Origin of the sequence: Ligilactobacillus cholophilus, assembly GCF_030389495.1 — a bacterium.
In the GTDB taxonomy this organism is placed as follows: Bacteria; Bacillota; Bacilli; order Lactobacillales; family Lactobacillaceae; genus Ligilactobacillus; species Ligilactobacillus cholophilus.
In genome coordinates, this window is record NZ_CP127832.1 from 70,943 (window position 1) to 97,632 (window position 26,690).

The following is a 26,690-nucleotide window of genomic DNA, read 5'->3' on the forward strand; positions in this document are numbered from 1 at the left end:
GTTATTTGCTTACGAATTCATTTAAGTATGCTATTCTTAAGTTAAGTGAGATAGTGAAACGGAGGCGATACTAATGAAAGAGAAAAAATTAGGACATCTTGCTGAGGAAATCGTTAAATATCAAGAAAAATATCATTTGACAGATGCCGAACTAGCATTAACAAGCCATTTTTCCGTTGAGAGAATTCATGCGATCAAAGTTGGCCAAGCTCAAGTGAATCCACAAGAGTATGAAGAATTACAAGAATTATTGGCCGATGAAAAACCTGTAACAAGTGACGATGAAATGTAATTACTTAACTTACTTTAAGAGTTTGCAAAGCTTTTCATAATAGAGCTTTACAAACTCTTTTATTTGGCATTAGGTATTTTTATACGTAGGAAGGAAGTTTATAATGGCAAAGCGAAAAAAGAAACAAAAAGTAACACCTGCACAAACAATTATTACTATTTTAACTGCAATATTAATTGTTTTATGTGGTGGAAGAGCTACAGGACAGTTCTCAAATATTAATTTAGGATATTCACAAAACGTAAAAACAAGTCAAAATACTCCTAACAAAGAATTAGCGTCAAGTGTTTTAACAGATAATGTAAAAAAACAATTAGGTAATTCGATTGTATATAATGGTCATGGTGCATTTATTATTAATAATAATAAAAATGATTTGAATGCTCATATTTCAAGTGCCCCTTATGCAGTGAATGAAGTAGATGAATTGGGACGAGCACATATTGGTAATGCATGGTTAAATAAGACTTCGCGTCAATATAAGAGTCGTGAAAAAACAGGAAATGGTCGAACAAGTTGGAAACCAAAGGGATTTCATCAATTGACGAATCTTCCTGGAGAATATAAACATGCATATGATCGTGGTCATTTATTAGGTTATGCACTAGTTGGGGGAGTTCGTGGATTTAATGCATCAGAATCAAATGAGGCTAATATTGCAACGCAGACAGCGTGGGCAAATGAAGCTCGTAGTAAAAATTCAACAGGCCAAAATTATTATGAAGGTCTAGTACGAAAAGCATTAGATCAAAATAAGCAAGTACGTTATCGAGTAACAGATGTTTATGATGGCAATAATGTAATCCCATCTGGAGCACATCTTGAAGCTAAATCTTCAGATGGTTCATTAGAATTTAATGTATTTGTTCCTAATGTACAGACTAATATTAAAATTAATTATGAAACAGGTTACGCTACAAAAAATTAATACTAATATTATTTAAAAATAATTGAAACCCAATTAGGTATCTTGTATTATAAAAAGTGATACGTCTATAGTAGATAATAGTACGGTATATAATTTGTAATAAGAGTGAGGATCTTTCAATGAAAAAAATGATAGTTAAGGGAGAGCAACGCCTTCGCGGTGAAGTTACAATTGGCGGAGCTAAAAATAGTACAGTGGCTTTAATACCAGCTGCTATTTTAGCTGATACTCCTGTAAAGTTTGATTCTGTACCTGAGATTTTAGATGTACATAACTTAATGTTGATTTTAGAAGCAATGAATGTAAAATCACATTTTGAAAATGGAAAATTAGAGATTGACCCAACTAATATTAAAAATTCCCCATTGCCAGGTGGTGCAATTCGGAGTTTACGCGCATCATATTATTTCATGGGTGCACTATTAGGAAAATTTGGAGAGGCAACAGTTGGTTTCCCAGGAGGAGATAATATCGGACCTCGCCCAATTGACCAACATATTAAGGGATTTAAAGCATTAGGGGCACATGTTGAAGAACAAGAAAATGCAGTTAAAATTACTACAGGTCCAGATGGGTTACATGGATCTAGAGTCTTTTTTGATATGGTTTCAGTTGGTGCAACAATTAATGTTTTACTTGCAGCTGTCAAAGCAAAAGGAACAACAATCATGGAAAATGTTGCTAAAGAACCTGAAATTATTGATTTAGCTACATTTTTGAATAATATGGGAGCACATATTCGTGGTGCGGGAACAGATGAGATTAGAATTGAGGGTGTTGAAACATTAAAATCTACTAATACTCATACAATTATTCCTGATCGAATTGAAGCCGGAACTTATTTGTCATTTGCAGCAGCAAATGGTGATGGTGTGTTAATTAAAAATGTTATTACAGAACATTTAGATCCATTTATTGCTAAGTTACGCGAAATGGGTGTAACAATGGAAATTAATGAAGATAGCATTTATATCCCAGGAAATGATGATTTAAAACCTGTAACTGTTAAAACTTCACCATTCCCAGGTTTTGCAACTGATTTACAACAACCAATCACGCCATTGTTGATGTGTGCAGAAGGAACAAGTAAAATCATTGAAACAATTTATCCTAAGCGCATTAAACATATTTCAGAAATGCAACGAATGGGTGCAGATATTTCATGTGAAGATGGAGTATTTACAATTAAACATTCAGATCATTTAGTAGGAGCAACAGTTGATGCGGGAGAAATTCGTGCTGGGGTTGCTTTATTAGGTCTTGGATTAATGGCAAACGGTACTACTGTAATTAATAATGCAGATAACATTTTGCGTGGTTACGATAGAATTGTTGAAAAAATGAATGAGTTATCAGTTGAAATTGAACTGTTAACAGTTGCTGAATAAGGATGTCGATAGAATAATGGAGAAAAAAACGGAAAAAAATAAAGACAATAAAACTGAAGATTTGCAAGGTGAAAAAGATGCGATAACTTTAAAAAACCTTGAAAAAATGACATTACGTGAAATTTATGAATATGCTCGAAAGTATAAGATTCCATATTATAGTCAAATGAATAAAAAAGAACTTGCAATGGCAGTAGTGCGAGCTCAAGCAGAAAAGCAAGGATATTTTTATATGGAAGGCGTTTTAGAAATTATTTCACGTGATTCATACGGCTTTTTACGTCCTATCAATTATGGACCTTCAAAGGAAGATATCTATATTTCTGTCAGCCAAATTAGTAAATTTGGATTAAGAAATGGTGATTTAGTTGCAGGATTGGCACGCTCTCCACGACATGGTGAACAGAATTATGGAATGATGCGTATTGATTCAGTAAATGGAAAATCACCTCAAGAAGCTAAAAGTCGTCCGCATTTTCCTGCATTAACTCCAATTTATCCAGATAAACAAATTAAGTTAGAAACAACAACTAAAAACATCTCAACACGAATAATTGATATGTTTGCTCCAATTGGATTTGGCCAACGTGGATTAATTGTTGCTCCTCCTAATGCGGGAAAAACTAGTTTATTAAAAGCAATCGCTGGAGGTGTTTCTCAAAATTATCCGGATGCGAAATTAATGCTACTATTAATCGATGAACGTCCAGAAGAAGTTACTGATTTAGAAAGAACCGTAGATGGCGAAGTAATATATTCAACATTTGATCAACGTCCAGAAAATCATATCAGGGTTGCTGAATTAGTTTTGGAACGTGCAATGCGTCTTGTTGAAGATAAGCAAGATGTGGTAATTTTACTTGATTCTTTGACTCGATTGGCAAGAGCATATAACTTGGTTGAAACACCAAGTGGAAGAACCTTATCTGGTGGGGTGGATCCTGCTGCATTGTACAAACCTAAAAAGTTCTTTGGTGCAGCACGAAACGTTGAAGAAGGCGGAAGTCTTACAATTTTAGCAACCGCATTGATTGATACTGGAAGTCGAATGGACGATGTAATTTATGAGGAATTTAAGGGAACTGGAAATCAAGAATTGCAATTAAATCGTACATTAGCTGAAAGAAGAATTTTCCCTGCAATTGATCTTGATAAATCTGTTACTAGAAGAGAAGATTTATTATTACCTACTGAAATGCGAAACGCTATTTGGAAGTTAAGACGTGAATTAATGACTAATGATTTAACACAGGATACAGCAGAAGTGTTAGGCATGTTGCGTCATACAAAGGATAATGAAGAGTTTATTGCAGAAATTAACAAAATTAAGTCAATTAGGTAATTAAAAATAATATTGCATGCATAATTATTTCATGTTATCATGATATCTGTTATACAACATGAATTTAACTCTGGCTCAGCAAATGAACCAGGGCAAAGGAGCGAAATTAAAATGAAACAAGGAATTCACCCAGATTACCATAAAGTTGTATTTATGGATTCATCAACAGGTTACAAGTTTTTATCTGGCTCAACAGCTACATCAAACGAAACTGTTGAATGGGAAGATGGTAACACATATCCATTAATCCGTGTTGAAATTTCAAGCGACTCACACCCATTCTACACAGGTAAACAAAAGTTTACACAAGCAGACGGTGTTGTCGATCGTTTCAACAAAAAATATGGCTTTACAAACAAATAAAGGATATTTTTCAGACTGCAAATTATCAATTGCAGTCTTTTTTGTTATAAAATAAGATATAGGAATATTTATATATTCTATTTAATAATGATTTTATAGAAGGGAAGTTAGCGCTATGTCAGTTAAAGAATTAACAGATAGTAATTTTGAAGAAGAAACAGCTAATGGAATTACATTTACAGATTTTTGGGCAACTTGGTGTGGTCCATGTAGAATGCAAAGCCCTGTAATCGATGAATTAGCCAAGGAACTAGATGGCAAGGTTAAATTTACTAAGATGGATATCGATCAAAATCCTAATACTGCAACTGAATTAGGAATAATGTCAATTCCTACAATGGTTATTAAAAAAGATGGCAAGATTGTGGATTCAATTGTTGGATATCATGATAAAGCACAATTAGAACAAATTATTAATCAATATCTTTAATATGAGGTGTCACAATGGCTGATAAATATGATGTAATTGTAATTGGTGCAGGGCCTGGCGGAATGACTGCAGCACTTTATGCTTCACGTGCAAATTTGAAGGTAGCAATGCTTGATCGTGGAGTTTATGGAGGCCAAATGAATAATACTGCTGAAGTAGAAAATTACACTGGATTTAAATCTATTTTAGGTCCAGATTTGGCAGAAGAAATGTATCAAAGTTCAATCCAATTTGGAGCAGATTTTGTTTATGGTAGTGTGCAAAAAATGACGGTTGATCAAGATAATATAAAACATGTTATTACTGATAGTGGTGAGTTAGAGGCACCAGCAGTAGTAATTGCAACGGGTTCCCAATATCGCAAATTACAAATTCCAGGTGAAGAAGAATATAGTGGTAAAGGTGTATCATATTGTGCAGTCTGTGATGGTGCATTTTACCGTAATAAAAAAGTTACAGTTGTTGGTGGTGGAGATTCTGCTGTCGAAGAAAGTGCATATTTGGCAAAATTAGTTGACCATGTAAACGTTGTTCATCGACGTGATCAATTACGTGCACAAAAAATTTTACAAGACCGTGCTTTTGCTAATGATAAAATTGGATTCACATGGAATACAGTTGTAACAGAAATTGTGGGTGATGGCCAAAAAGTGACAGGTGTAATGACTCATAATAAAGATACAGGCAAGGATACATTGGTAGAGACAGATGGGATTTTTATCTATATTGGAAATGTACCAATGACTGAACCATTTAAAGATTTAGGAATTACAAATGAGCAAGGTTGGATTATTACAGATGATCAAATGAAAACCTCAATTCCTGGGGTCTTTGCAGTAGGAGATGTACGTGATAAAAAATTACGACAAATTACTACAGCAGTAGGCGATGGGGGAATTGCAGGACAAGGAACATTTGATTATTTAGAAAGTCTCAAGAATTAATATAAAATACGGAAGTTAAATCCGAACAATCATTTTACATTGTTCGGATTTAACTTTTTATTTTTTAAGTTTTTAATTAAAAAACGCTTTCTATAAATTTATTATTTACAAACCTTAATCGATAATGTATATTTATCTTTGTAATTTACAATAATTCTTTAATTTAATGTTCGTGTTTACAAAGGAGTGTTTATCTTTGAAAGGTATTGCAAATTATTTTGAGTTTGATCGGTTACATACGAATTTTAAGCGTGAAATAATCGCTGGTTGTACGACTTTCGTGTCGATGGCTTACATTTTGTTTGTTAATCCGACAATTTTAGGAGCTTCTGGCATGAATCAAGGAGCTGTATTTACAGCTACTGCATTATCTGCTGCATTTGCTTGTTTAGTAATGGGATTATATGCTAAATATCCTTTTGCTTCAGCACCAAGTCTAGGTATTAACGCATTCTTTGCATATTCAGTATGTATTGAAATGCATATTCCTTGGCAAACTGCTTTAGCTGGTGTTTTTGTAGCATCAATTATTTTCTTATTACTTACAGTTTTAAAACTTCGTGAAACAATTATTAATTCTATTCCAGTTGATTTGAAATATGCAATTTCAAGTGGTATTGGATTGTTTATCGCATTTGTTGGATTAAAAGACGGTGGTTTGATTGTTGCCGATAAATCAACTTTAGTAGCTTTAGGAGATATTAAAGGTGTTGTATGGGTAACATTATTTGGATTATTAGTAACTGTAATCTTAATGTTATTAAATGTCCCAGGTGCAATCTTCATTGGAATGGTTGCAGGTGCAGTTTTTGGAATGTTCTCAGGATACATTTCAATGCCAAAGAGCTTTATTTCAAGTATTCCAAGTTTGGAACCTACATTTGGAGTTGCTCTTAGAAATATTGGTCATATAAATACAATGCAAATGTGGATTGTTGTCTTTACATTTTTATTGGTTACATTCTTTGATACTACAGGAACATTAATTGGATTAGCTCAACAAGGTGGTTTTATGAAAGATAATAAGATGCCACGTGTTGGTAAAGCTTTGATGGCTGATTCAACAGGAATGATGGTTGGTTCGGTTTTAGGAACATCACCAGTTAGTGCTTATATTGAATCTTCTGCTGGAATTGCAGTAGGTGGACGTTCAGGTTTCACAGTTGTCATAACCGGATTATTATTCATTGTGGGAATGTTCTTCTCACCATTGTTAGCAGTAGCAACTTCACAAGTAACAGCACCAGCTTTAATTATTGTAGGTGTATTAATGGCTCAAAATACAGCTAAAATCAATTGGAGTAAATTAGAAATTGCTATTCCTGCTTTCTTGATTTTAATTGGTATGCCTTTAACATATAGTATTGCAGATGGATTAGCATTAGGATTTGTTGCTTATCCTATTACAATGATTGCTGCAAAGAAATGGAAAGACGTTCCATTATTAATGTATGTATTATTCTTTGTATTCATTGCATACTTTGCAATTTTAGGCTTTAAATAATTAGAAAGAATAATGAATAGATTATAGGATTTTAATATTTATTTTTATTTTAACTGCTTTTTTGTATAATAGTGCTTGAGGTGTACTTATGTTAAAGATTAAAAAAACAGTTAATCTTGATCAGGAATTGTATAAAGATGCTGTTTCAATTAGAGAACAAGTCTTCGTTAGTGAACAAGGTATCCCAATTGAATTAGAAATGCAGGGTGAAAATGGTCCTTGTTATTACGTAGGATATGTAAATGATGTTCCAGTTGCGACTGCTCGTGTTGTGCTTGATGGACAACAATGGATAATCCAACGAATGGCAGTATTACCAGATTGGAGAAATCGTCATTTTGGTTCAAAAATTATCGAAGCAATTGAACATGATGCAAAAGAAAATCATGTAAATAAAATTACATTACATGCTCAAGACAATGCGGAAAAGTTTTATCAAAAACTAGGGTATAAAATACAAGGTGAGAGTTTTAATGAAGTTGAAATTCCTCATCATGTGATGACAAAAGAATTGTAAATTTGATAATTACATGTTATTATAACGCTATGCGATGAGTCGAGAATAGCCAATAGTATTTTTACTATCGTGTTGCGGCACAAGGCTAAATCGAATGGCACACATAAACTGCCGGATTGCAGCGTGTGATCTATTTTTAATGTGGATAAAAAATAGATTATTTTGATGTTAGTTATCAAAGTACCAACAAGAGGTGTGAGAACTAATTGTTCTCACACCTTATTTTATAATAGATGGAGTGGGAAAATGATTTTTATTATTTTAATAATTTTATTAGTTGTTATTATTGGTGGATATGTTATTTTATACAATAATTTGCAAACTGCAAAGGTTAATACAGAAGAGGCTTGGAGTCAAATTGATGTTCAGTTACAACGTAGAAATGACTTAATTCCTAATTTAGTAGAAGCCACTAAAGGATATGCTAAGCATGAACGTGAAACGTTTGAAGAAGTTGTTAAATTAAGAAATAAAATTATGACATTGCCTGCTGATGCACATCAAGAAAAAATGGAAATTTCTAACCAGTTAACAGATGCTTTAAAATCAATTTTTGCACTTTCTGAAAATTATCCTGATTTAAAAGCTAGTCAACAATTTTCACAATTACAAGAAGAACTAACGAATACTGAAAATAAAATTGCATACTCACGGCAACTATTTAATAGTTCTGCAGCAATTTTTAATAAAAAGTTGGTAGTCTTTCCATCAAATTTGGTGGCTAAATTTAGTCATTTAACTAAGATAGATTATTTACAAGTCCCTCAAGATGTTAAAGATGTGCCACAAATTCATTTTTAGAAGAAGGAATTTAGATGCTTTATCAACAAATTGCCCGAAATAAGAGAAAAACGATTTATGTAATGATTGGTTTCTATATGTTAGTTGGATTAATGGGAGCAGCACTTGGCTATTTCTGTTATGGCAGACCTTCAGTTGGAATTGCGATAGCAATTGGAATTGGAATCTTCTATATGATTACAACATTGAGTCAATCGACACAGATTGTTATGAAAATGAATAATGCACATCAAGTTACGGAACAACAAGCCCCAGAACTATATCATGTTGTTGAAGATATGGCAATGGTGGCAAAAGTTCCAATGCCAGAGGTATATATTATTGATGATCCTAGTCCCAATGCATTTGCTACTGGACCTGATCCAGAACACGCAGCTGTTGCCGCTACTTCAGGTTTACTTCAACGATTAAATCGTGAAGAACTTGAAGGTGTTATGGGACATGAAATTAGCCATATTCGAAACTATGATATTAGATTGCAATCAACTGCTTTAGCATTAGTATCTGTAATTTCATATTTAGCTAATTTTAGTGTAAATTCTATTTTCTGGGGAAGAGTTAATCGTGATGATGATGAAAATAATAATTCAGCGATTATTGCGATGATTCTATCTCTTTTAACATTAATTTTAGGGCCACTTGCAGCATCGCTTGCACAAATGGCACTATCAAGAAATCGAGAATATTTGGCAGATGCTTCTGCAGTTGAACTTACTAGAAATCCGCAAGGCTTAATAAATGCACTAAAAAAGATTTCTAATAGTGAGCCAATGAAAAATGCTAATACAAGTAGCGCTTCATTGTATATTGCAGATCCATTCAAAAAAGATAATTGGGCACATTTATTCGATACTCATCCTCCAATTGACCAAAGAATTAAACGGTTAGAAGAAATGTAGTATTTATTAAATGAAAAGATGCAAATGGATTATAAAGCTTTTTTTCGCTTTGACTTTCATTTGCATCTTTTTCAATTTTGTAATATCGATGAAGAATATCTTGGAATGTGGTACAATTACATAGAATTATGTGCAGTTTTAGAAAACTTATTACTGAAAGGAAGAGCAGATTTTATGAAGATGCAATTATCAGAAATTGCGCGGGTGTTAGAAATTGAAGATATTCCTAATGATTGGCAGAATATTACCATCACCAGTGTTAGCTTTGATAGTCGGAAAATGAAAGAAGGAGCTTTATTTGTCCCTTTGAAAGGTGAGCATGATGGACATCAATACATTCAAAATGCAATTGATGCAAATGCACAAGCAACACTTTGGCAAAAAGATCACCGTGCAATACCTACTGAAATACCTGCATTAGTAGTGGATGATACTCTTGAAGCATTACAAAAATTAGCAAAGTATTATTTGCAAAAGATTAATCCGCAAGTGGTTGCTGTTACTGGAAGTAACGGAAAAACAACTACAAAAGACATGATTGCTGCTGTCTTAAAAACACAATATAACGTTACAAAAACGTTTGAAAACTTCAACAATGAAATTGGGGTCCCAATTACATGTTTATCAATGGAACCTAATACTGAAGTATTAGTTGTTGAAATGGGAATGGATCGATTCGAACAATTAGATAAATTAAGTCACTTAGTAGATCCAGATGTAGCCGTTATTACTATGATTGGTGAGGCACATATTGAGTTCTTTGGAACACGTGATAAAATTGCAGATGCTAAAATGGAAATTACTCATGGATTAAAAGAAGATGGCGTATTAGTTTACAATGGCGATGAACCTTTATTACATGAGCGTGCACAGAAAATTGTACAAGAAACGCAAACATTTGGACTAAACAATAATGATGATGATTTAACTGCAGAAAACATAAAGAGTTTTGAAACTCGTACGACTTTTGATGTTCCTGAATTAAATCACACATCATTTGAAATTCCTATGTTAGGGGATTATAACGTAAAAAATGCCCTTGCATCGCTTTTAGTAGGTCGTTTAATGCATATTTCAACAGAAAATATGCAGTTAGCACTAAAAGATTTTGCACTAACTAAAAATAGAACTGAATGGGTACAAGGTGCTTTAGGAGAACAAATTTTAAGCGATGTTTATAATTCAAATCCTACAGCAGTTAAAGCAGTTTTGAATTCTTTTGAAAAAGTCGAAACAAAGGGTAAAAGAATTGTATTATTAGGTGACATGCTTGAATTAGGTGAAAAATCTGCAGAAATGCATGCTTCTTTAGCTCAAGAAATTAATCCTGATAAGATTGATGAAGTTTACTTATATGGTAATGAAATTAGAATTTTGGCAGATCAATTAGGAGCAAAAATGCCTGCTAAAAGAATTCATTATTTCCCATTGGGGACACAGGAGCAAATGATTGAAAATCTTAAAGCATCAATTACTAAAGATGACGTAATTATGCTAAAAGGTAGTCATGGAATGCACTTAGAAAATGTTTTACAAGCATTAAAAAAATAATATTTATAGAGCAGAATTGAGGAGATTTGGTTGAATTTTAATGATTTAGGTTTGGATGAACAAATGTTATCAGCAGTTGAACGAACAGGGTTTGAAACTGCAACTCCAATCCAAGAAAAAACAATTCCATTAGTTTTAAGTGGAATAGATGTAATTGGTCAAGCACAAACAGGAACAGGAAAAACGGCTGCTTTTGGTTTGCCATTACTACAAAAAATAGATTATTCTAAAAAACAAATTCAAGCTTTAGTAATTTCTCCTACTAGAGAATTAGCGATTCAAACACAAGAAGAGATATATAAATTAGGTAAAGAAAAACGAGCTAAAGTTCAGGTCGTGTATGGTGGGGCAAATATTTCACGCCAAATTAAGCAATTAAAAAATTATCCTCCTCATATTTTAGTAGGAACTCCTGGAAGACTTTTGGATCATATTAAAAGACACACAGCTGATTTGTCAGCAGTCAAAATGTTAGTTTTAGATGAAGCTGATGAAATGCTTGATATGGGATTTTTAGATGATATTGAAAATATTATTAAAAATGTACCCAAAGAACGTCAGACTTTATTGTTTTCAGCAACTATGCCTAAATCCATTCTTAATATTGGAAAAAAATTTATGCATGATCCAGAAATTGTAAAAATCAAAGCAAAACAATTAACTACTGATTTAGTTGATCAATATTTTGTAAAAGTACGTGATAATGAGAAATTTGATGTAATGACACGTATTTTAGATGTACAATCTCCGGATTTAACAATTGTGTTTGGAAGAACAAAACGACGCGTAGATGAGTTATCTCGAGGATTAGAAATTCGTGGTTATAATGCCGCTGGTATCCATGGTGATTTATCTCAACAACAACGAAGCGAAGTATTGAAAAAATTTAAAAATGGTTCGCTTGATATTTTAGTTGCTACAGATGTTGCGGCTCGTGGTTTAGATATTTCAGGCGTAAGTCACGTATATAATTATGATATACCTCAAGATCCAGAAAGTTATGTACACAGAATTGGAAGAACAGGTAGAGCTGGTAAGCATGGAATTTCAGTTACTTTTGTAACACCACATGAGATGGATTATTTACGTGTAATTGAAAACTTAACTAAAAAACGAATGATTCCAATGAGACCACCAACAGAAAAAGAAGCATTTGCTGGGCAAATGTCAGCAGCTGTAGAGGAAATTGGAACATTAATTGAACAAACTGATTCTGAAAAATATTTAAAGACTGCAGACCAATTATTGGAAGAATATAGTGCTTTAGATATCGCATGTGCTTTATTAAATAGCGTTTCTAAAGAAGATGCAAGTTCAACACCAGTGAAGATTACTCCAGAACGACCATTACCAAGAAGAAAGAAAAGACAATCATTTTCTAAAAAGAAAAAATATGGTAATTCTAAGCGAAGCCAAGGCAGACGTTATCGTCATGAATATGATAAGCAACGTGAAAATAAGAGAAAGCCAAAGTATAAGATTCGTAAAAAAAGTCGGGGATAATCATGATTTATGGGCTAGGTGTTGATATTACAGAAATTGAACGAGTACATAAAATTCGTCAGAAAAATGAAAAATTTATAACTAAAGTATTAACTGATAACGAGTTTGACTTTTATCAAAATTTAACTGAAAAAAGAAAAGATGAGTTTTTAACTGGACGATTTTCTGTAAAAGAATCATATAGTAAAGCATTAGGAACAGGAATTGGAAAATATGTGACCTTTAAGGATTTAGAAATTCTTGATAATGAGTGGGGAAAACCAGAATTTAAAAAGCATCCATATAGTGAAAAATTGAATGCACATGTTTCAATTTCGCATACCGATGAATTAGTGATGACAGAAGTTATTTTAGAAAAAAAATAGGAAAGGGACGTTTCAAATGATTATTGGGCGACATAGAAATACTTATGCCACAATAGATTTAAGTGCAATTCAACATAATATTAATGTTGAAAGACAACATATGAATGATGGTCAAGCATTATTTGCAGTAGTAAAAGCAGATGCATATGGACATGGTTTAGTTCCAGTAGCAATTGCAGCACAAGAGGCAGGTGTCGATGGCTTTTGCGTAGCTTTAATTGATGAAGCAGTTGCATTACGCGAAGTCGGAATTACAAAACCTATTTTGATTTTAGGAATTACACCTGTACAACAAGCTACTTATATGGCAAAATATAATCTTTCTACTGCTGTAGGCGACTTACAGTTTTTAAAAGAAGCTCAAGTTCAACTTGAAAAAAGTCATTTGAAATTAAGGGTTCATCTTGCATTAGATACTGGAATGGGAAGAATCGGCTTTCGTAATCAAAAAGATTTGAGTGAAGCAATTGAATTTCTTGAAAAATATCCAAATGAATTTGATTATGAAGGTATTTTTACTCATTTTTCTACTGCAGATAGTTCCGATGATACTTATTTTGAAATGCAATTAAACAAATTTCAAAATTTAATGGAAGTAGTAAAAAAACGGCCAAAATATGTTCATGTAGCCAATTCTGCTGCTTCAATTTGGCATAAAAAATGCGGTGGCGATTTAGTACGATTGGGAATTGGAATGTATGGATTGAATCCATCAGGAAAAGAAGTGGATTTACCAGAAGATATGCAAATTAAGCCTGCATTTTCATTATCAAGTGAACTGGTAGCAGTAAAAAAGGTTCATGCAGGTGATTCTATTAGTTATGGTACGACATATACTGCTGAAAAAGATGAATGGATTGGTACAGTTCCAATGGGATATGCAGATGGATGGTTACGCCGAATGCAAGGTTCAAAAGTTCTTGTTGAGGGCCATGAATGTGAGATTGTTGGAAGAATTTGTATGGATCAATTTATGATTCGATTACCATATAAAATGGATATTGGCAAAGAAGTTACCCTTATTGGTGAAAATAATGGTAAAATAAAAACGGCACAGGATGCAGCCGACTTTGCTGGAACTATTCATTATGAAATCGTTTGTTCGATTGCGCAACGTGTTCCACGCTTTTATAAGAAGTAACTAACGGAGGTTGTTGAAATGAACGCAAGTGATGCTTTGAAAAAGGTTTTGAATTGCGAGAATTTACAAATTTATTGTGATTACTATTCGATTTCGGTTGAACAAATTAAAGAAAATCCTAAAATTGCAGTTTATATTTTAGAGCATCAGCAATCTTTAGATAAAATGATTGCTGGATATAATGAGATGAGTTCAATTAATCAACATATTTGTAGTGAATTTCAACTATGCGAACATGAGTGCCAATTTTAAACCTAATTTATGAATTGAGGCACTTATTATGAATGAAGAAGAACAGGTTAGTAGAGGAGATATTTATTATGCAGACTTATCCCCAGTAGTGGGTTCAGAACAAGGGGGATTACGACCTGTATTAATTATTCAAAATAATATTGGAAATAAATTTAGTCCAACAGTCATAATTGCAGCAATTACATCTAAAATTTCGAAACCTAAGATGCAAACACATGTTGCAATTGAAAAATCAAAAAATGGATTAGAAAAAGATTCTGTCGTTTTGTTGGAACAAGTTAGAACAATTGATAAAAAACGTCTAAGAAGAAAAGTGACTCATTTAAAAGCTAAAGTGATGAAAAAAGTCGATCATGCTTTAGAAATTAGTCTAGGATTAAAAGTATTAAAATAAAAAGACTGTGTATAATTTGTAATTATACACAGTCTTTTTATGCATGAAGATCTTCAATTGCTTCAATTTCAAAACGATTTCGTTTTAAACTAGCAACAATGCGTTTTAATTTTGATTTGTCAACATCTGAAGGTAGTGTAAATAATATTCTTTGAACATTATTACTTTCATGTAAATCAAGTGAAATGCAACTTGCAATTGATGTATAGCGAGTGATGATTTTTGAAATTTTTGCAAGGTCACCACGATTTCCTGAAGATAGGATGGTTAACACATAACTACCATCATTAACATTCCATGACTGCGAAAGCATTTTTAATAAACTGCTGTGAGTAAGAATACCAAAGAAGTTATTATTTTCATCTAAAACTGTAATATATGGCAAATCTTTGATTGTAAAAAAGATATTAAAAAAAGCAGAATCAAGTGAAATAAATTTATTAGCGTTTTTTAATAATTGAGTTACTGGAAGATTCATATCTCCCCCACGAGATTTATGACGATAAATGTGCATCTTATAAATATTTCCGCGAAAAATATTTCCACTTTTATCAAGAACTGGTACGCAACGAAATCCAGAGGTTTCTAAGATATCCAATGCTTCCTCTAAAGTTGCATTTTCATTAATTAAAGTCAGTTCATCTTTAGGTTTAACAATTTCTTTTAAAATCATTACAATTCTCCTAGAATATCCAATCGAAGTTTCAAATTATATAATACCATACTAAGTTAATTCTAAGAAATATTTAATTTAAAATTGCTCATTAAATGGGAATAAATATAAATGTGATATACTTAAACACGACATAAAGTTGGAGAATGTAGTTCTAATTTATAGAATATCTTCTTCATAACGTATTAAGATTGGAGGTTATAAAAATGAAAATGATTGTTGGATTAGGAAACATTGGTGCACGTTATGATAAGACACGACACAATACAGGATTTATGATAGTTGATGAATTAGCAGAACGTAACCATATTGATTTTGATAAAGAAAAATGTAATGCGATGATTGGATTAGGCATGATTGAAAATGAAAAAGTAATTCTTGTAAAGCCTAAGACATTTATGAATGAATCTGGACGAGCTGTTAAGCCATTGATGGATTACTATAAGATTGATAAAGATGATATATTAATTATTCAAGATGATTTAGATATGGAAGTTGGCAGAATCAGATTACGCCAAAAAGGATCTGCTGGCGGGCATAATGGGATCAAAAGTATCATTCAACATGTAGGAACACAAGAATTTAAGCGATTAAAAGTTGGAATTGGACGTCCTAAAATTATGACAGTTGTTGATTGGGTATTAGGAAAATTTAAGCCATCAGAACAACTTCAATTTAATAATGCAAAAGATCAAGCTGTTGATGCAATTGAATATTGGATTGCATCAGGTGATTTTATGAAGACAATGAATAAATTTAATTAGAGAGTGATGTGATATGCGACTAGATGATTTTGTTGAAAAATCTATAGAATTTAAAGATTTTCAACACAACATTGAAAATAATGGAAGACATTTACTAACTGGTGTATTAGGGTCAGCAAAGACAATTGTGTTACAAACATTATTAAAAAAAGCACAAAGTCCAATTTTAGTAGTTACAGATACTATTAGTAATGCCCAAAACTTAGTAAATGATTTACAAAATGTTGTTGCAGAAGACCAAGTATACTTATTTCCAGTAGAGGAACTTATTGCTACTGAGATTGCAACAAGTTCCCCAGACTTTAAAAGTCAACGTGTACAAGCGTTAAGTGCAATGGCAAAGCAAGAGCCAGCAATAATAGTAACGAATACTTCTGGACTTCAACGCAGATTACCTTCTGTAGAATCTTGGAAGAAATCAATTTTAACCTTAAAACAAGGGGAAGAACTTGACCTAGAACAAGTAGCAACTAAGTTAATTCAAATGGGGTATACTCGGCAAAAGTTAGTCGATCATCCTGGAGATTTTGCTATTCGTGGATCAATTCTTGATATCTATTCATTAAATTATGCTTTTCCGCTCAGAATTGATTTATTTGATACAGAAATTGATTCGATTAGATCATTTGATATTGGAACTCAAAGAAGTATTAAAGAATTAGATGAAGCAGAAATTTTTCCTGCTACGGATTTAATTTTTGATCATAAGTTATTAAAAAATGCAGCATTGAAGTTAACTCAAATAGCACATGATGTAAATAGTTCATTAACTGAAGAGAAGCAAAATCAGTTAAACGATAAAATTGATGAAATTATTAATGATTGGCAAAATGATACTTTGCTTCCACTTCATCGAATTTTTGCTCAGGTATTGTATCCAGAACAGACTTCATTATTAGATTATTTAAGTACTAAAGGCTTATTAATAGTAGATGATTATGCTAAGATTTTGGATAAGTCTGATAAAAATAATCAAGCAGAGCAAGTTTGGATAGATGAAGAAAATAATTTAACTCCAATTTTTAACAAAATAAAAATTAATTTTGATATCCGTAAGATAATTCGAAATACACAGCAAAATAGTATTTTTATGTCTTTATTTAAAAAGGGAATTGGAAGATTAAAATTTACTAGCATAAATGATTTTAGAGTGCGCGCTGTTCAACAATTTTTTAGTCAATTATCATTATTAAAAACTGAAGCAACACGCTGGATCAAACAAAACCAGACGGTAATTATAATGATTCAGGATGAAGAAAGACTCAGTAAAATTTCAGAAACTTTAGATGATTTTGAAATACCAAATATTTTAACTAAAAGTGATGCTATTCAACAAGGTGTATTACAAATTATTCATGGAAGTTTACAGACAGGGTTTGAAATTCCAAGTTGCGATTTAGTAGTTTTAACTGAGAATGAATTGTTTGCAAAAGCAACTAAAAAACGTGCAAAACGTTTAACAATGGATAACGCTGAACGATTAAAAAGTTATACTGACTTAAAAGAGGGAGACTATGTTGTTCATGTTAATCATGGTATTGGTCGCTTTCTTGGAATTAAAACAATGGAAGTTGATGGTAAGCATCAAGATTATCTTACATTGGAATATCAAAATGCAGCAAAATTATATGTGCCAGTTAATCAATTAGATAGAATTCAGAAATATGTATCTTCTGAATCGAAAACACCTCATTTAAATAAGTTAGGTGGGACAACTTGGCATAAAACTAAAATGCGTGTTGCAAATAAAATTGAGGATATTGCTGATGACTTAATTGATTTGTATGCTGAACGAGAATCTTTAAAAGGCTTTGCTTTTCCTAAAGATGATGCATATCAAAAAGAATTTGAAGAGGCATTTCCATATACTGAAACACCAGATCAATTGCGAAGTACTGCAGAGATAAAAAAAGATATGGAAAGTACACACCCAATGGATCGATTACTGATCGGAGATGTTGGGTATGGTAAGACCGAAGTAGCTTTAAGAGCAGCATTTAAAGCTGTTGAAGCAGGGAAGCAGGTTGCTTTCTTAGTACCAACTACAGTTTTAGCACAACAACATTATGAAACAATGGAACAGAGATTTAGTGGTTTTCCAGTTGAGATTGGCATACTTTCAAGATTTAATACACCTTCAGAATCTAAAAAAGTAATTGAAAATCTAGCAAGTGGTAAATGCGATATTGTTGTTGGGACACATCGATTATTATCAAAGGATGTTAAATTTAAAGATTTAGGTTTATTAATCATAGATGAGGAACAACGATTTGGTGTAAAACATAAGGAAAGATTAAAACAATTAAAGCAAAATGTAGACGTTTTAACATTAACTGCAACGCCAATTCCACGAACTTTGAATATGTCTATGTTAGGTGTACGTGATTTATCAGTTATTGAAACTGCTCCAGTTAATCGCTATCCAATTCAAACGTATGTTATGGAACAAAATTATCAGGTAATTGCAAATGGAATCCGACGTGAAATTGAGCGTCACGGTCAAGTTTTTTACTTACACAATCGTGTAAAAGATATTGAAAAAGTGGTTGCAATGTTACAAGACTTAGTTCCAGAAGCAAGAATTACTTATATTCATGGTCAAATGACAGAGTTGCAGATGGAGAAAATTTTAATCGATTTTATTCGCGGAGATTTTGATGTTTTAGTTACAACAACAATCATCGAAACAGGTGTTGATATTCCAAATGCAAACACTTTGTTTGTTGAGGATGCAGATCGAATGGGCTTAGCACAGTTATATCAATTGCGAGGAAGAGTTGGACGTTCAAATCGCGTAGCCTATGCATATTTTATGTATAAAGCAAATAAAGTTTTAACAGAAGAAAGCGAAAAACGACTTGAAGCAATTAAAGATTTTACTGAATTAGGTTCAGGGTTTAAAATTGCTATGCGAGACTTGGCAATTCGTGGTGCAGGAAATTTATTAGGTAAACAACAACATGGTTTTATTGATTCGGTTGGATATGACTTATATATGCAAATGCTAAATGAAGCAGTTGCTAAAAAACGCGGTATAAAACCAAACGAAAAGACAGATTCAGAAATTAATTTTGATGTTGAAGCATATATTCCAAATTCTTATATAAATGATGAACAACAAAAAATTGAAATTTATAAACGAATTCGACAATTTAATAGTTTTGAACAATATCAAGAAGTACAAGATGATTTAATTGATCGATTTGGAGATTATCCAGATGAAGTATCTAATTTGTTAGAAATTGGTTTATTGAAGATGTATGCAGATCAAGCATTAGTTGAGAAAATTTATCAAGTAAAGAGAAAAGTTACAATTATATTTTCTAAAAAAGCGACTGATAAATTGACGGGTCAGATATTTCTTGAAGAAATTTCAAAAACAAAATTAAAAACACAATTAAATGTTGAAAATGGAAAAATGAAGATTATAATTGATGAGAAAGCTCATCAAAATATTTATGAGATAATTTTAGAACTACAAAATATGCTTAAAAACTTAGCTAAAAAGTTAGTTAAATAGGGAGCAAAAAATGAAAAATGATCAAATGAAAACGGTAATGCATGGGGCTTTGATCTTATCAGTAGCTTCATTAATTGCTAAAATTTTAAGCGCATGCTATCGCATTCCATTTGAAAATTTAGTAGGAAATACGGGATTTTATGTATACCAGCAAGTGTATCCTATTTATGGAATTGGAATGACATTTGCTCTTAGTGGATTTCCAGTATTCATTTCTAAACTAATTGCTGAGCAGGAAGATAGTGGTGCAAAATACCAAGTTGCACGTCAAGTGTTTGTTATTTTGGCTATTTTTGGAATCATATGTTTTCTTTTTTTAAGAATGTTTTCAAATAAGATAGCTTTTTTAATGGGAGATTTAGGGTTAACTACATTGCTTAAAAGCGTGGCATGGATGTTTCTTTTTATGCCAATTTTAGCTGTTGGTAGGGGATTCTATCAGGGAATTTTTGATATGAAGCCAACGGCAATTTCTCAAGTAACAGAACAGTTTATTAGGGTAGCGTTTATTATCTTTGTTGCAATGATATCTGTTTGTGATCACTGGAATGTGTATAAAATGGGAAGCTGGGCAATGTTTGCTTCGACTTTAGGAGCGATTGGAGCAAGTTTAAGTTTTGTCACATTTTATATAAAAACTATCTGGCGATATCCTAATGAAAAGAAAAAAAGTTATTTTACTTTAAGTAAAAGAATTTTTTCAGATGGATTGATTATATGCTTGTTTGCTTCGATGATGGTTTTATTACAATTGGTAGATTCGTTTACCATTAATAACTGTCTTGTATCATCAGGAATTGCTCCAGATGTTGCTAAAAATATTAAGGGTGTATATGATAGAGCTCAACCACTTGTTCAACTTGGAATGGTAATAGCGGTTAGTTTTTCATCTACTTTATTACCTGCACTGACTAATGCATTAAAAGAGGGGAAATTAGCAAGTTTTCGTCGCATTGCTAGAACATTAATGAGGGTTAGTGCTACAATTGCTGCAGCCGCTACAGGTGGCATGATTGTACTTATGAAATACATTAATGTGATGTTATTTGGAAGTGGTGAGTTATCTGGAACAATAGCAGTTTATGTGATAAGTGTATTAATAATTACGTTAATAAGCACATATAATTCTATACTTCAAAGTTTAAATCAATTTAAAATTACAGCAGTAGGGTTGATTTTAGCAGTTGTTATAAAGGCATTAACTAATTCGTTTATGATACGTAATTTTGGGATTGTTGGTGCTAGTTTGGCAACTATTTTAAGCCTATTTATTGCCTTATTAGTAGTATTATGGGCTTTACCAGCAAATGTTAAAAATTTATTTTTTAACGGGGATGGTTTTGTAAAAAAATTGATTTTATCAGTGTTTGTGATGTGTCTATGTGTATGGATGAGTTCCAATTTATTACAGTTATTTTTACCATTTGGACGTAAAGCAGCAGTAATGATCGTATTTGTTGCAATAGCTATTGGAATTATTACATTCTTATTTATGATTATATCTCAACGAATGTTTACAATAAGAGAATGGTTTTTGATTCCTGGTGGTAAAAAGATTATTAGTTTAGTAAAAAAATTAAAAATGGAAGGGTAAGTTATGCGATTAGATAAGTTTTTAAAAGTATCAAGAATTATTAAAAGACGTTCGGTTGCAAAAGATATTGCTGATCAAGGTAGAATTGACATAAATGGAAAAGTTGCTAAGTCATCATCAAATGTAAGCATAGGTGATGAGTTAACTATTAATTTTGGAAATAAAACATTAGTTGTTAAAATCGATAATATTAAAGATACTACTAAGAAAAATGAGGCAGAAGATTTATATACTGTTATTGAAGAAAAATATCAAGAAGATTATCGTATTTAAAATACATTTTTGTTATGATATTTGTTATAGTTTTAACTAAAGATAATCATGTTATTTAATAAGGAGATTAACATGGCGCAAGATAATAAATCGAAAAATGTAAAAATTTTAAATAAGGAATACTATAATCAACAAACAAGATTAACAGAAACGCAAAAATTACAGCTGGCAATGACTAAAAAACATCGATTGAGAATGTTAATTCTTTTGGGAGTAACTTTATTTTTTTCACTAATATTAGGTGCTCGCATTATTCAAAACAACATTCAGGCTGGGATTTTAAATAAAAAAGCAACACAAGCTAAAGTTGAATTAAAAGATGCTAAGAAACAGAATAAAGAATTAAAGCAACAAGTTGAACAATTAAAGGATTCTGATTATGTTGCAAAGATTATTCGCCAAAAATATTATTACTCTAAAGATGGTGAAACAATATACAGTTTACCAGGAGATAAGTCAAAGAGTATAACAGATAACTAAATTTAAATTTAGCATTTATTTAAAACAATAAACAGTGGTATACTAAAATAAATATCAGAAAGATCTTGGAGGATTAATTTTTCTTATGACAGTTGAAGTGGGAACGAAAGTTTCAGGCAAAGTTTCAGGAATTACAAACTTTGGTGCATTTGTGGATTTAGGCGAGAAACAAACTGGATTAGTGCATATCAGTGAAGTTTCTAATAATTATGTAAAAGATATTCATGATGTTTTAAAAGTTGGCGATGAAGTTCAAGTTAAAGTTCTTAAAATTGGTGACGATGGGAAAATTTCATTGTCAATTAAGCAAGCAATGCCCAAACCTAAGAAAAATGAATCAACTAGCCGACAAAATAATAACCATCAAGGAAATCATCAACGTTTCCACGGAAATAAATCAAATCATCAAAATCATTCAAAGAAAGATTTTGATACATTATTAGCTGGATTTTTAAAGGAAAGCGATGAACGCTTAACTTCTCTAAAACGAAATACTGATGGTAAGCGCGGTGGTCGTGGCGGTCGTCGAAGCTAGAAGCTAGAAAACAGAGGTTGTGATATTTACAACCTCTGTTTTTACATTCAATATTTGGTCTTTATTTAATGTGAGGAAATCTTATGAAAATCGATAACTTTAATAACCATTTTCGAAAGTTTAATTTGGAACAAAAAAAAGTACTTGTAGCTGTATCAACCGGAGTAGATTCTATGAGTTTATTAAAACTATTAATGGATTTACCTGTAAAAAGCCGTCCCAAAATTGAAGTTGCATATGTTGATCACAAATTACGAAAGCAAAGTATAGTTGAAACAGAATTTATTCAAAAATTTTGTAAAAAAAATAATTTGAAACTGCATCAAACTGTTTGGCAAAAGAAATTTCATCCTAAATTAGGAATTGAAGAACAGGCGCGTAATTTTCGATATTCTTTTTTTGAAAAGGTTATGGATGAGAATAATATTAAATATTTAATGACAGCACATCATGCTGATGATCAAGCAGAAACTTTTTTAATGAAACTAGTTCGTGGTGGCCAACTTCAACAACTGGTAGGAATAGAAAGTTTACGTGATTTTGCAGATAATAAGTATATTATTAGGCCTTTATTACCCTTTTCTAAATTAGAAATTTTAAATTTTGCACAAAGGAATCAAATTAAATATTTCGAAGATGAAACGAATGCAATGGATGATGCTTTGCGAAATCGTATACGTCATCAAATAATCCCATTATTAAAAAAGGAGAATCCAAAATTTTTAGAACATATCCAAGAGTATGAATCTCAAATAAAGATAGCTCTATCCTGTCAAGAATTGGAGCAGCAAAGAATAGTAGAAAAATTGAGAGATTCTGATGGATATAATTTGGAATTGTTTTCTCAATTAAATGCTAATCAACAAGAATTAGTTATGAAACAAATTTTAAAGTTAACTGATATTCCGATAAATCAGCATCAAGTAACTGAAATTATACAATTTTTATTAAATTTGAATAAACCGCAAGGAATTTATCAAATAAATCAAGAAAAACAATTGCGAAAAGAATATCAAACTTTTAAAATTGAATGTAAGAATAAAAAAACTATTAAAAAAGAATTAGCAATTTTGTTATCACTAAACCAATGGATTAAATATGAAGATTTTAAAATTGGAATTTTTTCTAAGGATAAAGTAGTAATTGAAAAAACAGATAAAACCATTGGTCTATCTAATTGTCCGTCTAAATTAGTTTTACGATTTCGAAAACCAAAAGACTATTTTGAAATCAATGGCATGCATAAAAAGTTAAGACGCTATTTTATCGATAATAAGATACCTTCAGAAGATCGTCAGACGATGCCTTTGATTGCAGATGGGAATTTGATATATGCTGCTTTAAATCCACAGCAGTTGTATTTGTCACATTTTAGCGAAAATGCTACAATTCGATACACAATAGTAATAAAGAAGTACAGAAAGAGGTAAAAACATGAACAACGATATTTTGAAAGTTCTTTATAGTAGAGAACAAATTCAAGATGTTACTAAAAAATTAGGTAAACAAATCACTAAAGATTTTGCTGGTAAAGATCCACTTGTAGTATGCATTTTAAAAGGTGCAGCTGTGTTTTATTCAGATATTGTACGTGAGATTGATACATATTGTGAATTAGATTTTATGGATGTTTCAAGTTATGGAAATGAAACAGTTTCATCTGGAAATGTAAAAATTATTAAAGATTTGGATACATCAGTTGAAGGAAGAAACGTACTTATTATCGAAGATATCATTGATACAGGTCGAACACTTCAATGTTTGGTTGATTTATTTCAAAGTCGCAATGCTGCCTCTGTTAAAATCTGTACTTTATTAGATAAACCAGATCGTCGTGTTGAAGGTATTGAAACAGATTATTATGGATTTAAAGTTCCTAATGAATTTGTAGTAGGTTATGGTTTAGATTATTCAGGTCATTATCGTAATTTACCATATGTTGGTGTTTTAAAACCTGAAGTTTATGCTAAGAATGAAAATGGTCAAAATTAGTCAAGTATGATATGATTAATCTTGATAACATTTTAGTTATTTATTGGTGCCTAAGGAGGAAATAAATGAATAATAACAACAAAAAGAATGGATTATTCAGAAATAGTCTTTTCTATATTGTGATTTTCCTTGGAATTATGGGAGCTGTCTATTACTTCACTGGAGGCAATAGCAATTCTCAAACTCAACAAATTCAGTCCAGTACATTTATGTCTGAGATGAAGAAGGATAATGTGCGTAAGTTTACGTTAGAGCCTTCAGGGAGTGTTTATAAGGTAACTGGTGAATATCGTAAACCAGTTACAGTTAAAAATAAAAAGAATACTTTAACAGGCGCAACGGAAAGTACTAAAGTTAAGAGCTTTACAACAAATATTGTGACTAATGGTGATACTGTAAACCAAGTCATGGATTATGCACAAAAGAATCATGTTACAAATAATGCAAAAGAAGAACAATCAAGTAATATTTGGATGCAACTTCTTTTAACATTACTTCCAGTAGTCTTCATGATTTTCTTCTTCTATCTAATGATGGGAAATGCTGGTGGCCAAGGCGGAAGCGGACGTATGATGAATTTTGGCAAGTCAAAGGCTAAGCCAATTAATAAGAGTCAAAATAAGGTTCGTTTCTCAGATGTAGCCGGTGCAGAAGAGGAAAAACAAGAGTTAGTTGAAGTCGTTGAATTTTTACGTGATCCAAAGAAGTTTAGAAAATTAGGAGCACGAATTCCATCTGGAGTATTACTTGAAGGACCTCCAGGAACAGGTAAAACTTTATTAGCTAAAGCCGTGGCTGGTGAAGCTGGCGTGCCATTCTTCTCAATTTCAGGTTCAGATTTCGTTGAAATGTTTGTTGGTGTTGGGGCAAGCCGTGTTCGTGATTTATTTGAAAATGCTAAGAAGAATGCTCCATCAATTATCTTCATTGATGAAATTGATGCTGTTGGTCGTCGTCGTGGAAATGGTATGGGCGGTGGCCATGATGAACGTGAACAAACATTGAACCAATTATTGGTTGAAATGGATGGGTTCGAAGGCGATGAAGGCGTAATTGTAATGGCTGCTACAAACAGATCTGATGTTTTAGACCCAGCCTTACTTCGTCCTGGTCGTTTTGATCGTAAAATTCTTGTTGGTAGACCAGATGTTAAGGGCCGTGAAGCTATCTTAAAGGTCCATGCAAAAGGAAAACCATTGGCCAAAGATGTTGACTTGAAGATGGTTGCTAAGCAAACACCAGGATTTGTTGGTGCTGATTTAGCTAACTTGTTAAATGAAGCTGCATTATTAGCTGCAAGAAGAAATAAAAATGAAATTGATGCTTCTGATGTTGATGAAGCAGAGGATCGTGTAATTGCTGGTCCAGCAAAACGTGATCGAGTTGTAAGTGAAAAAGAACGACGGACAGTTGCATTCCACGAAGCTGGTCATACAATTGTTGGTTTAGTTTTAAATGACGCACGTGTTGTGCATAAGGTAACAATTGTACCACGTGGTCGTGCAGGTGGTTATGCAATAATGCTTCCTAGAGAAGACCAAATGTTAAACTCAAAGAAAGATTTGACAGAACAAATTGCCGGTTTAATGGGTGGTCGTGCTGCGGAAGAAATTATTTTCAATCAACAGTCATCTGGTGCTGCAAACGATTTCCAACAAGCAACACAATTAGCACGTGCTATGGTTACTGAATACGGAATGAGTGAAAAATTAGGTCCTGTTCAGTACGAAGGACAAGCAAATATGCAACCAGGAGAATTTGATGGACAACATAGTTACTCTGGAAAAGTTGCTAACTTAATTGACGAAGAAGTAATGCGTTTGTCAAATGAAGGAATGGAAACTGCTAAGAGAATTATTCAAGAACACCGCGAACAACATAAAATTATTGCAGAAGCATTATTAAAATATGAAACTCTTGATGAAAAGCAAATCTTAAGTTTATATAAGACAGGTAAAATGCCAGTTGAAAATGAATTTCCTAGTGAAAAATCGGGATCATTTGAAGAAGCTAAAAAAGCCTTAGAACGAAAAGATGCACAACGCCAAAAGATTGATGAACAAGAGGTTGCTGAAGAGAAAAAAGCTGATAAACGTGATGATCAGGCTTTACCAACTCAAACTTTCTATCCAAGCAATCAAAACGACGTAGAAAAACATCAAGACAAAGATAATAAGGATTAATTAAAACTTATTATAAAAAATAGAGGATGTACATTTTTGTACGCCTCTATTTTTATTGATAT

The 26,690-nt window shown here is 32.2% G+C and carries 27 protein-coding genes; 26 read left to right on the forward strand and 1 reads right to left on the reverse strand.

What is annotated here, in order from left to right; all coding sequences use genetic code 11:
- Positions 1 to 73: 73 nt before the first annotated feature.
- The 17 genes from QPK35_RS00340 (at position 74) to QPK35_RS00420 (ending at position 14,614) form a co-directional block, all read left to right on the forward strand.
- Positions 74 to 292: an LBP_cg2779 family protein gene (locus tag QPK35_RS00340; protein WP_290033500.1), complete on the forward strand. Its 219-nt coding sequence runs from the start codon at positions 74 to 76 to the stop codon at positions 290 to 292.
- A 103-nt stretch (positions 293 to 395) separates the two neighbouring features.
- On the forward strand, positions 396 to 1,220 hold the full coding sequence (locus tag QPK35_RS00345; RefSeq protein WP_290033501.1) for a DNA/RNA non-specific endonuclease: 825 nt from the start codon (positions 396 to 398) through the stop codon (positions 1,218 to 1,220).
- Between the two features lie 119 nt (positions 1,221 to 1,339).
- A complete protein-coding gene (murA, locus tag QPK35_RS00350; protein ID WP_290033502.1) occupies positions 1,340 to 2,608 on the forward strand; it encodes a UDP-N-acetylglucosamine 1-carboxyvinyltransferase in 1,269 nt (422 codons plus the stop codon).
- A 16-nt stretch (positions 2,609 to 2,624) separates the two neighbouring features.
- Positions 2,625 to 3,950, forward strand: coding sequence for a transcription termination factor Rho (rho, locus tag QPK35_RS00355; protein ID WP_290033503.1), 1,326 nt, complete (start codon positions 2,625 to 2,627; stop codon positions 3,948 to 3,950).
- A 111-nt stretch (positions 3,951 to 4,061) separates the two neighbouring features.
- Positions 4,062 to 4,313 (forward strand): type B 50S ribosomal protein L31, encoded by a 252-nt coding sequence (locus QPK35_RS00360; RefSeq protein WP_290033504.1) that lies wholly within the window; start codon positions 4,062 to 4,064, stop codon positions 4,311 to 4,313.
- A gap of 115 nt (positions 4,314 to 4,428) precedes the next feature.
- Positions 4,429 to 4,743 (forward strand): thioredoxin, encoded by a 315-nt coding sequence (trxA, locus tag QPK35_RS00365; RefSeq protein WP_290033505.1) that lies wholly within the window; start codon positions 4,429 to 4,431, stop codon positions 4,741 to 4,743.
- A 14-nt stretch (positions 4,744 to 4,757) separates the two neighbouring features.
- Positions 4,758 to 5,687, forward strand: coding sequence for a thioredoxin-disulfide reductase (gene trxB / locus QPK35_RS00370; protein WP_290033506.1), 930 nt, complete (start codon positions 4,758 to 4,760; stop codon positions 5,685 to 5,687).
- A 166-nt stretch (positions 5,688 to 5,853) separates the two neighbouring features.
- Positions 5,854 to 7,191, forward strand: coding sequence for an NCS2 family permease (locus QPK35_RS00375; RefSeq protein WP_290033507.1), 1,338 nt, complete (start codon positions 5,854 to 5,856; stop codon positions 7,189 to 7,191).
- Between the two features lie 88 nt (positions 7,192 to 7,279).
- Positions 7,280 to 7,708: a GNAT family N-acetyltransferase gene (locus QPK35_RS00380; RefSeq protein ID WP_290033508.1), complete on the forward strand. Its 429-nt coding sequence runs from the start codon at positions 7,280 to 7,282 to the stop codon at positions 7,706 to 7,708.
- Positions 7,709 to 7,954: 246 nt separating this feature from the next.
- Positions 7,955 to 8,509: a LemA family protein gene (locus QPK35_RS00385; RefSeq protein ID WP_290033509.1), complete on the forward strand. Its 555-nt coding sequence runs from the start codon at positions 7,955 to 7,957 to the stop codon at positions 8,507 to 8,509.
- 14 nt (positions 8,510 to 8,523) lie between these two features.
- A complete protein-coding gene (htpX, locus tag QPK35_RS00390) occupies positions 8,524 to 9,408 on the forward strand; it encodes a zinc metalloprotease HtpX (RefSeq protein WP_290033510.1) in 885 nt (294 codons plus the stop codon).
- A gap of 174 nt (positions 9,409 to 9,582) precedes the next feature.
- Positions 9,583 to 10,959, forward strand: a complete 1,377-nt coding sequence (locus QPK35_RS00395) for a UDP-N-acetylmuramoyl-tripeptide--D-alanyl-D-alanine ligase (protein ID WP_290034277.1) — start codon at positions 9,583 to 9,585, stop codon at positions 10,957 to 10,959.
- 30 nt (positions 10,960 to 10,989) lie between these two features.
- Positions 10,990 to 12,462 (forward strand): degradosome RNA helicase CshA, encoded by a 1,473-nt coding sequence (gene cshA, locus QPK35_RS00400; RefSeq protein ID WP_290033511.1) that lies wholly within the window; start codon positions 10,990 to 10,992, stop codon positions 12,460 to 12,462.
- Between the two features lie 2 nt (positions 12,463 to 12,464).
- Positions 12,465 to 12,827: a holo-ACP synthase gene (acpS, locus tag QPK35_RS00405; RefSeq protein ID WP_290033512.1), complete on the forward strand. Its 363-nt coding sequence runs from the start codon at positions 12,465 to 12,467 to the stop codon at positions 12,825 to 12,827.
- 16 nt (positions 12,828 to 12,843) lie between these two features.
- A complete protein-coding gene (gene alr, locus QPK35_RS00410; protein WP_290033513.1) occupies positions 12,844 to 13,968 on the forward strand; it encodes an alanine racemase in 1,125 nt (374 codons plus the stop codon).
- An 18-nt stretch (positions 13,969 to 13,986) separates the two neighbouring features.
- The gene (locus QPK35_RS00415; RefSeq protein WP_290033514.1) at positions 13,987 to 14,220 is read left to right on the forward strand and encodes a hypothetical protein; all 234 of its coding nucleotides are present in this window, start codon (positions 13,987 to 13,989) and stop codon (positions 14,218 to 14,220) included.
- 28 nt (positions 14,221 to 14,248) lie between these two features.
- Positions 14,249 to 14,614 (forward strand): type II toxin-antitoxin system PemK/MazF family toxin, encoded by a 366-nt coding sequence (locus QPK35_RS00420; protein WP_290033515.1) that lies wholly within the window; start codon positions 14,249 to 14,251, stop codon positions 14,612 to 14,614.
- Between the two features lie 37 nt (positions 14,615 to 14,651).
- On the opposite strand, the gene cbpA is transcribed toward QPK35_RS00420, so the two are convergent.
- Positions 14,652 to 15,287, reverse strand: a complete 636-nt coding sequence (cbpA, locus tag QPK35_RS00425) for a cyclic di-AMP binding protein CbpA (RefSeq protein WP_290033516.1) — start codon at positions 15,285 to 15,287, stop codon at positions 14,652 to 14,654.
- 206 nt (positions 15,288 to 15,493) lie between these two features.
- Between cbpA and pth the strand changes: the two genes are divergently transcribed.
- The 9 genes from pth (at position 15,494) to ftsH (ending at position 26,628) form a co-directional block, all read left to right on the forward strand.
- On the forward strand, positions 15,494 to 16,051 hold the full coding sequence (gene pth / locus QPK35_RS00430; RefSeq protein WP_290033517.1) for an aminoacyl-tRNA hydrolase: 558 nt from the start codon (positions 15,494 to 15,496) through the stop codon (positions 16,049 to 16,051).
- 13 nt (positions 16,052 to 16,064) lie between these two features.
- Positions 16,065 to 19,571 carry a transcription-repair coupling factor gene (gene mfd, locus QPK35_RS00435; RefSeq protein WP_290033518.1) on the forward strand — a complete coding sequence of 1,169 codons (3,507 nt, stop codon included), beginning with the start codon at positions 16,065 to 16,067 and terminating at the stop codon, positions 19,569 to 19,571.
- A 10-nt stretch (positions 19,572 to 19,581) separates the two neighbouring features.
- The gene (locus tag QPK35_RS00440; protein ID WP_290033519.1) at positions 19,582 to 21,165 is read left to right on the forward strand and encodes a putative polysaccharide biosynthesis protein; all 1,584 of its coding nucleotides are present in this window, start codon (positions 19,582 to 19,584) and stop codon (positions 21,163 to 21,165) included.
- A 3-nt stretch (positions 21,166 to 21,168) separates the two neighbouring features.
- Positions 21,169 to 21,438, forward strand: a complete 270-nt coding sequence (locus QPK35_RS00445) for an RNA-binding S4 domain-containing protein (protein WP_290033520.1) — start codon at positions 21,169 to 21,171, stop codon at positions 21,436 to 21,438.
- Positions 21,439 to 21,510: 72 nt separating this feature from the next.
- Positions 21,511 to 21,918 carry an FtsB family cell division protein gene (locus QPK35_RS00450; protein WP_290033521.1) on the forward strand — a complete coding sequence of 136 codons (408 nt, stop codon included), beginning with the start codon at positions 21,511 to 21,513 and terminating at the stop codon, positions 21,916 to 21,918.
- Positions 21,919 to 22,003: 85 nt separating this feature from the next.
- Entirely contained in the window at positions 22,004 to 22,453 is a 450-nt protein-coding gene (locus tag QPK35_RS00455) for a S1 domain-containing RNA-binding protein (protein WP_290033523.1), read from the forward strand.
- Between the two features lie 83 nt (positions 22,454 to 22,536).
- Entirely contained in the window at positions 22,537 to 23,883 is a 1,347-nt protein-coding gene (tilS, locus tag QPK35_RS00460) for a tRNA lysidine(34) synthetase TilS (RefSeq protein WP_290033524.1), read from the forward strand.
- Positions 23,884 to 23,887: 4 nt separating this feature from the next.
- Entirely contained in the window at positions 23,888 to 24,445 is a 558-nt protein-coding gene (hpt, locus tag QPK35_RS00465) for a hypoxanthine phosphoribosyltransferase (RefSeq protein ID WP_290033525.1), read from the forward strand.
- Between the two features lie 65 nt (positions 24,446 to 24,510).
- Positions 24,511 to 26,628, forward strand: a complete 2,118-nt coding sequence (ftsH, locus tag QPK35_RS00470) for an ATP-dependent zinc metalloprotease FtsH (RefSeq protein ID WP_290033526.1) — start codon at positions 24,511 to 24,513, stop codon at positions 26,626 to 26,628.
- The last annotated feature ends 62 nt before the right edge of the window (positions 26,629 to 26,690 follow it).

Coding starts and splice junctions, on each gene's coding strand:
- QPK35_RS00340 (WP_290033500.1), top strand. CDS start 74: ATGAAAGAGAAAAAATTAGGACATCTTGCTGAGGAAATCGTTAAATAT.
- QPK35_RS00345 (WP_290033501.1), top strand. CDS start 396: ATGGCAAAGCGAAAAAAGAAACAAAAAGTAACACCTGCACAAACAATT.
- murA (WP_290033502.1), top strand. CDS start 1,340: ATGAAAAAAATGATAGTTAAGGGAGAGCAACGCCTTCGCGGTGAAGTT.
- rho (WP_290033503.1), top strand. CDS start 2,625: ATGGAGAAAAAAACGGAAAAAAATAAAGACAATAAAACTGAAGATTTG.
- QPK35_RS00360 (WP_290033504.1), top strand. CDS start 4,062: ATGAAACAAGGAATTCACCCAGATTACCATAAAGTTGTATTTATGGAT.
- trxA (WP_290033505.1), top strand. CDS start 4,429: ATGTCAGTTAAAGAATTAACAGATAGTAATTTTGAAGAAGAAACAGCT.
- trxB (WP_290033506.1), top strand. CDS start 4,758: ATGGCTGATAAATATGATGTAATTGTAATTGGTGCAGGGCCTGGCGGA.
- QPK35_RS00375 (WP_290033507.1), top strand. CDS start 5,854: ATGTTCGTGTTTACAAAGGAGTGTTTATCTTTGAAAGGTATTGCAAAT.
- QPK35_RS00380 (WP_290033508.1), top strand. CDS start 7,280: ATGTTAAAGATTAAAAAAACAGTTAATCTTGATCAGGAATTGTATAAA.
- QPK35_RS00385 (WP_290033509.1), top strand. CDS start 7,955: ATGATTTTTATTATTTTAATAATTTTATTAGTTGTTATTATTGGTGGA.
- htpX (WP_290033510.1), top strand. CDS start 8,524: ATGCTTTATCAACAAATTGCCCGAAATAAGAGAAAAACGATTTATGTA.
- QPK35_RS00395 (WP_290034277.1), top strand. CDS start 9,583: ATGAAGATGCAATTATCAGAAATTGCGCGGGTGTTAGAAATTGAAGAT.
- acpS (WP_290033512.1), top strand. CDS start 12,465: ATGATTTATGGGCTAGGTGTTGATATTACAGAAATTGAACGAGTACAT.
- alr (WP_290033513.1), top strand. CDS start 12,844: ATGATTATTGGGCGACATAGAAATACTTATGCCACAATAGATTTAAGT.
- QPK35_RS00415 (WP_290033514.1), top strand. CDS start 13,987: ATGAACGCAAGTGATGCTTTGAAAAAGGTTTTGAATTGCGAGAATTTA.
- QPK35_RS00420 (WP_290033515.1), top strand. CDS start 14,249: ATGAATGAAGAAGAACAGGTTAGTAGAGGAGATATTTATTATGCAGAC.
- cbpA (WP_290033516.1), bottom strand. CDS start 15,287: ATGATTTTAAAAGAAATTGTTAAACCTAAAGATGAACTGACTTTAATT.
- pth (WP_290033517.1), top strand. CDS start 15,494: ATGAAAATGATTGTTGGATTAGGAAACATTGGTGCACGTTATGATAAG.
- mfd (WP_290033518.1), top strand. CDS start 16,065: ATGCGACTAGATGATTTTGTTGAAAAATCTATAGAATTTAAAGATTTT.
- QPK35_RS00440 (WP_290033519.1), top strand. CDS start 19,582: ATGAAAAATGATCAAATGAAAACGGTAATGCATGGGGCTTTGATCTTA.
- QPK35_RS00445 (WP_290033520.1), top strand. CDS start 21,169: ATGCGATTAGATAAGTTTTTAAAAGTATCAAGAATTATTAAAAGACGT.
- QPK35_RS00450 (WP_290033521.1), top strand. CDS start 21,511: ATGGCGCAAGATAATAAATCGAAAAATGTAAAAATTTTAAATAAGGAA.
- QPK35_RS00455 (WP_290033523.1), top strand. CDS start 22,004: ATGACAGTTGAAGTGGGAACGAAAGTTTCAGGCAAAGTTTCAGGAATT.
- tilS (WP_290033524.1), top strand. CDS start 22,537: ATGAAAATCGATAACTTTAATAACCATTTTCGAAAGTTTAATTTGGAA.
- hpt (WP_290033525.1), top strand. CDS start 23,888: ATGAACAACGATATTTTGAAAGTTCTTTATAGTAGAGAACAAATTCAA.
- ftsH (WP_290033526.1), top strand. CDS start 24,511: ATGAATAATAACAACAAAAAGAATGGATTATTCAGAAATAGTCTTTTC.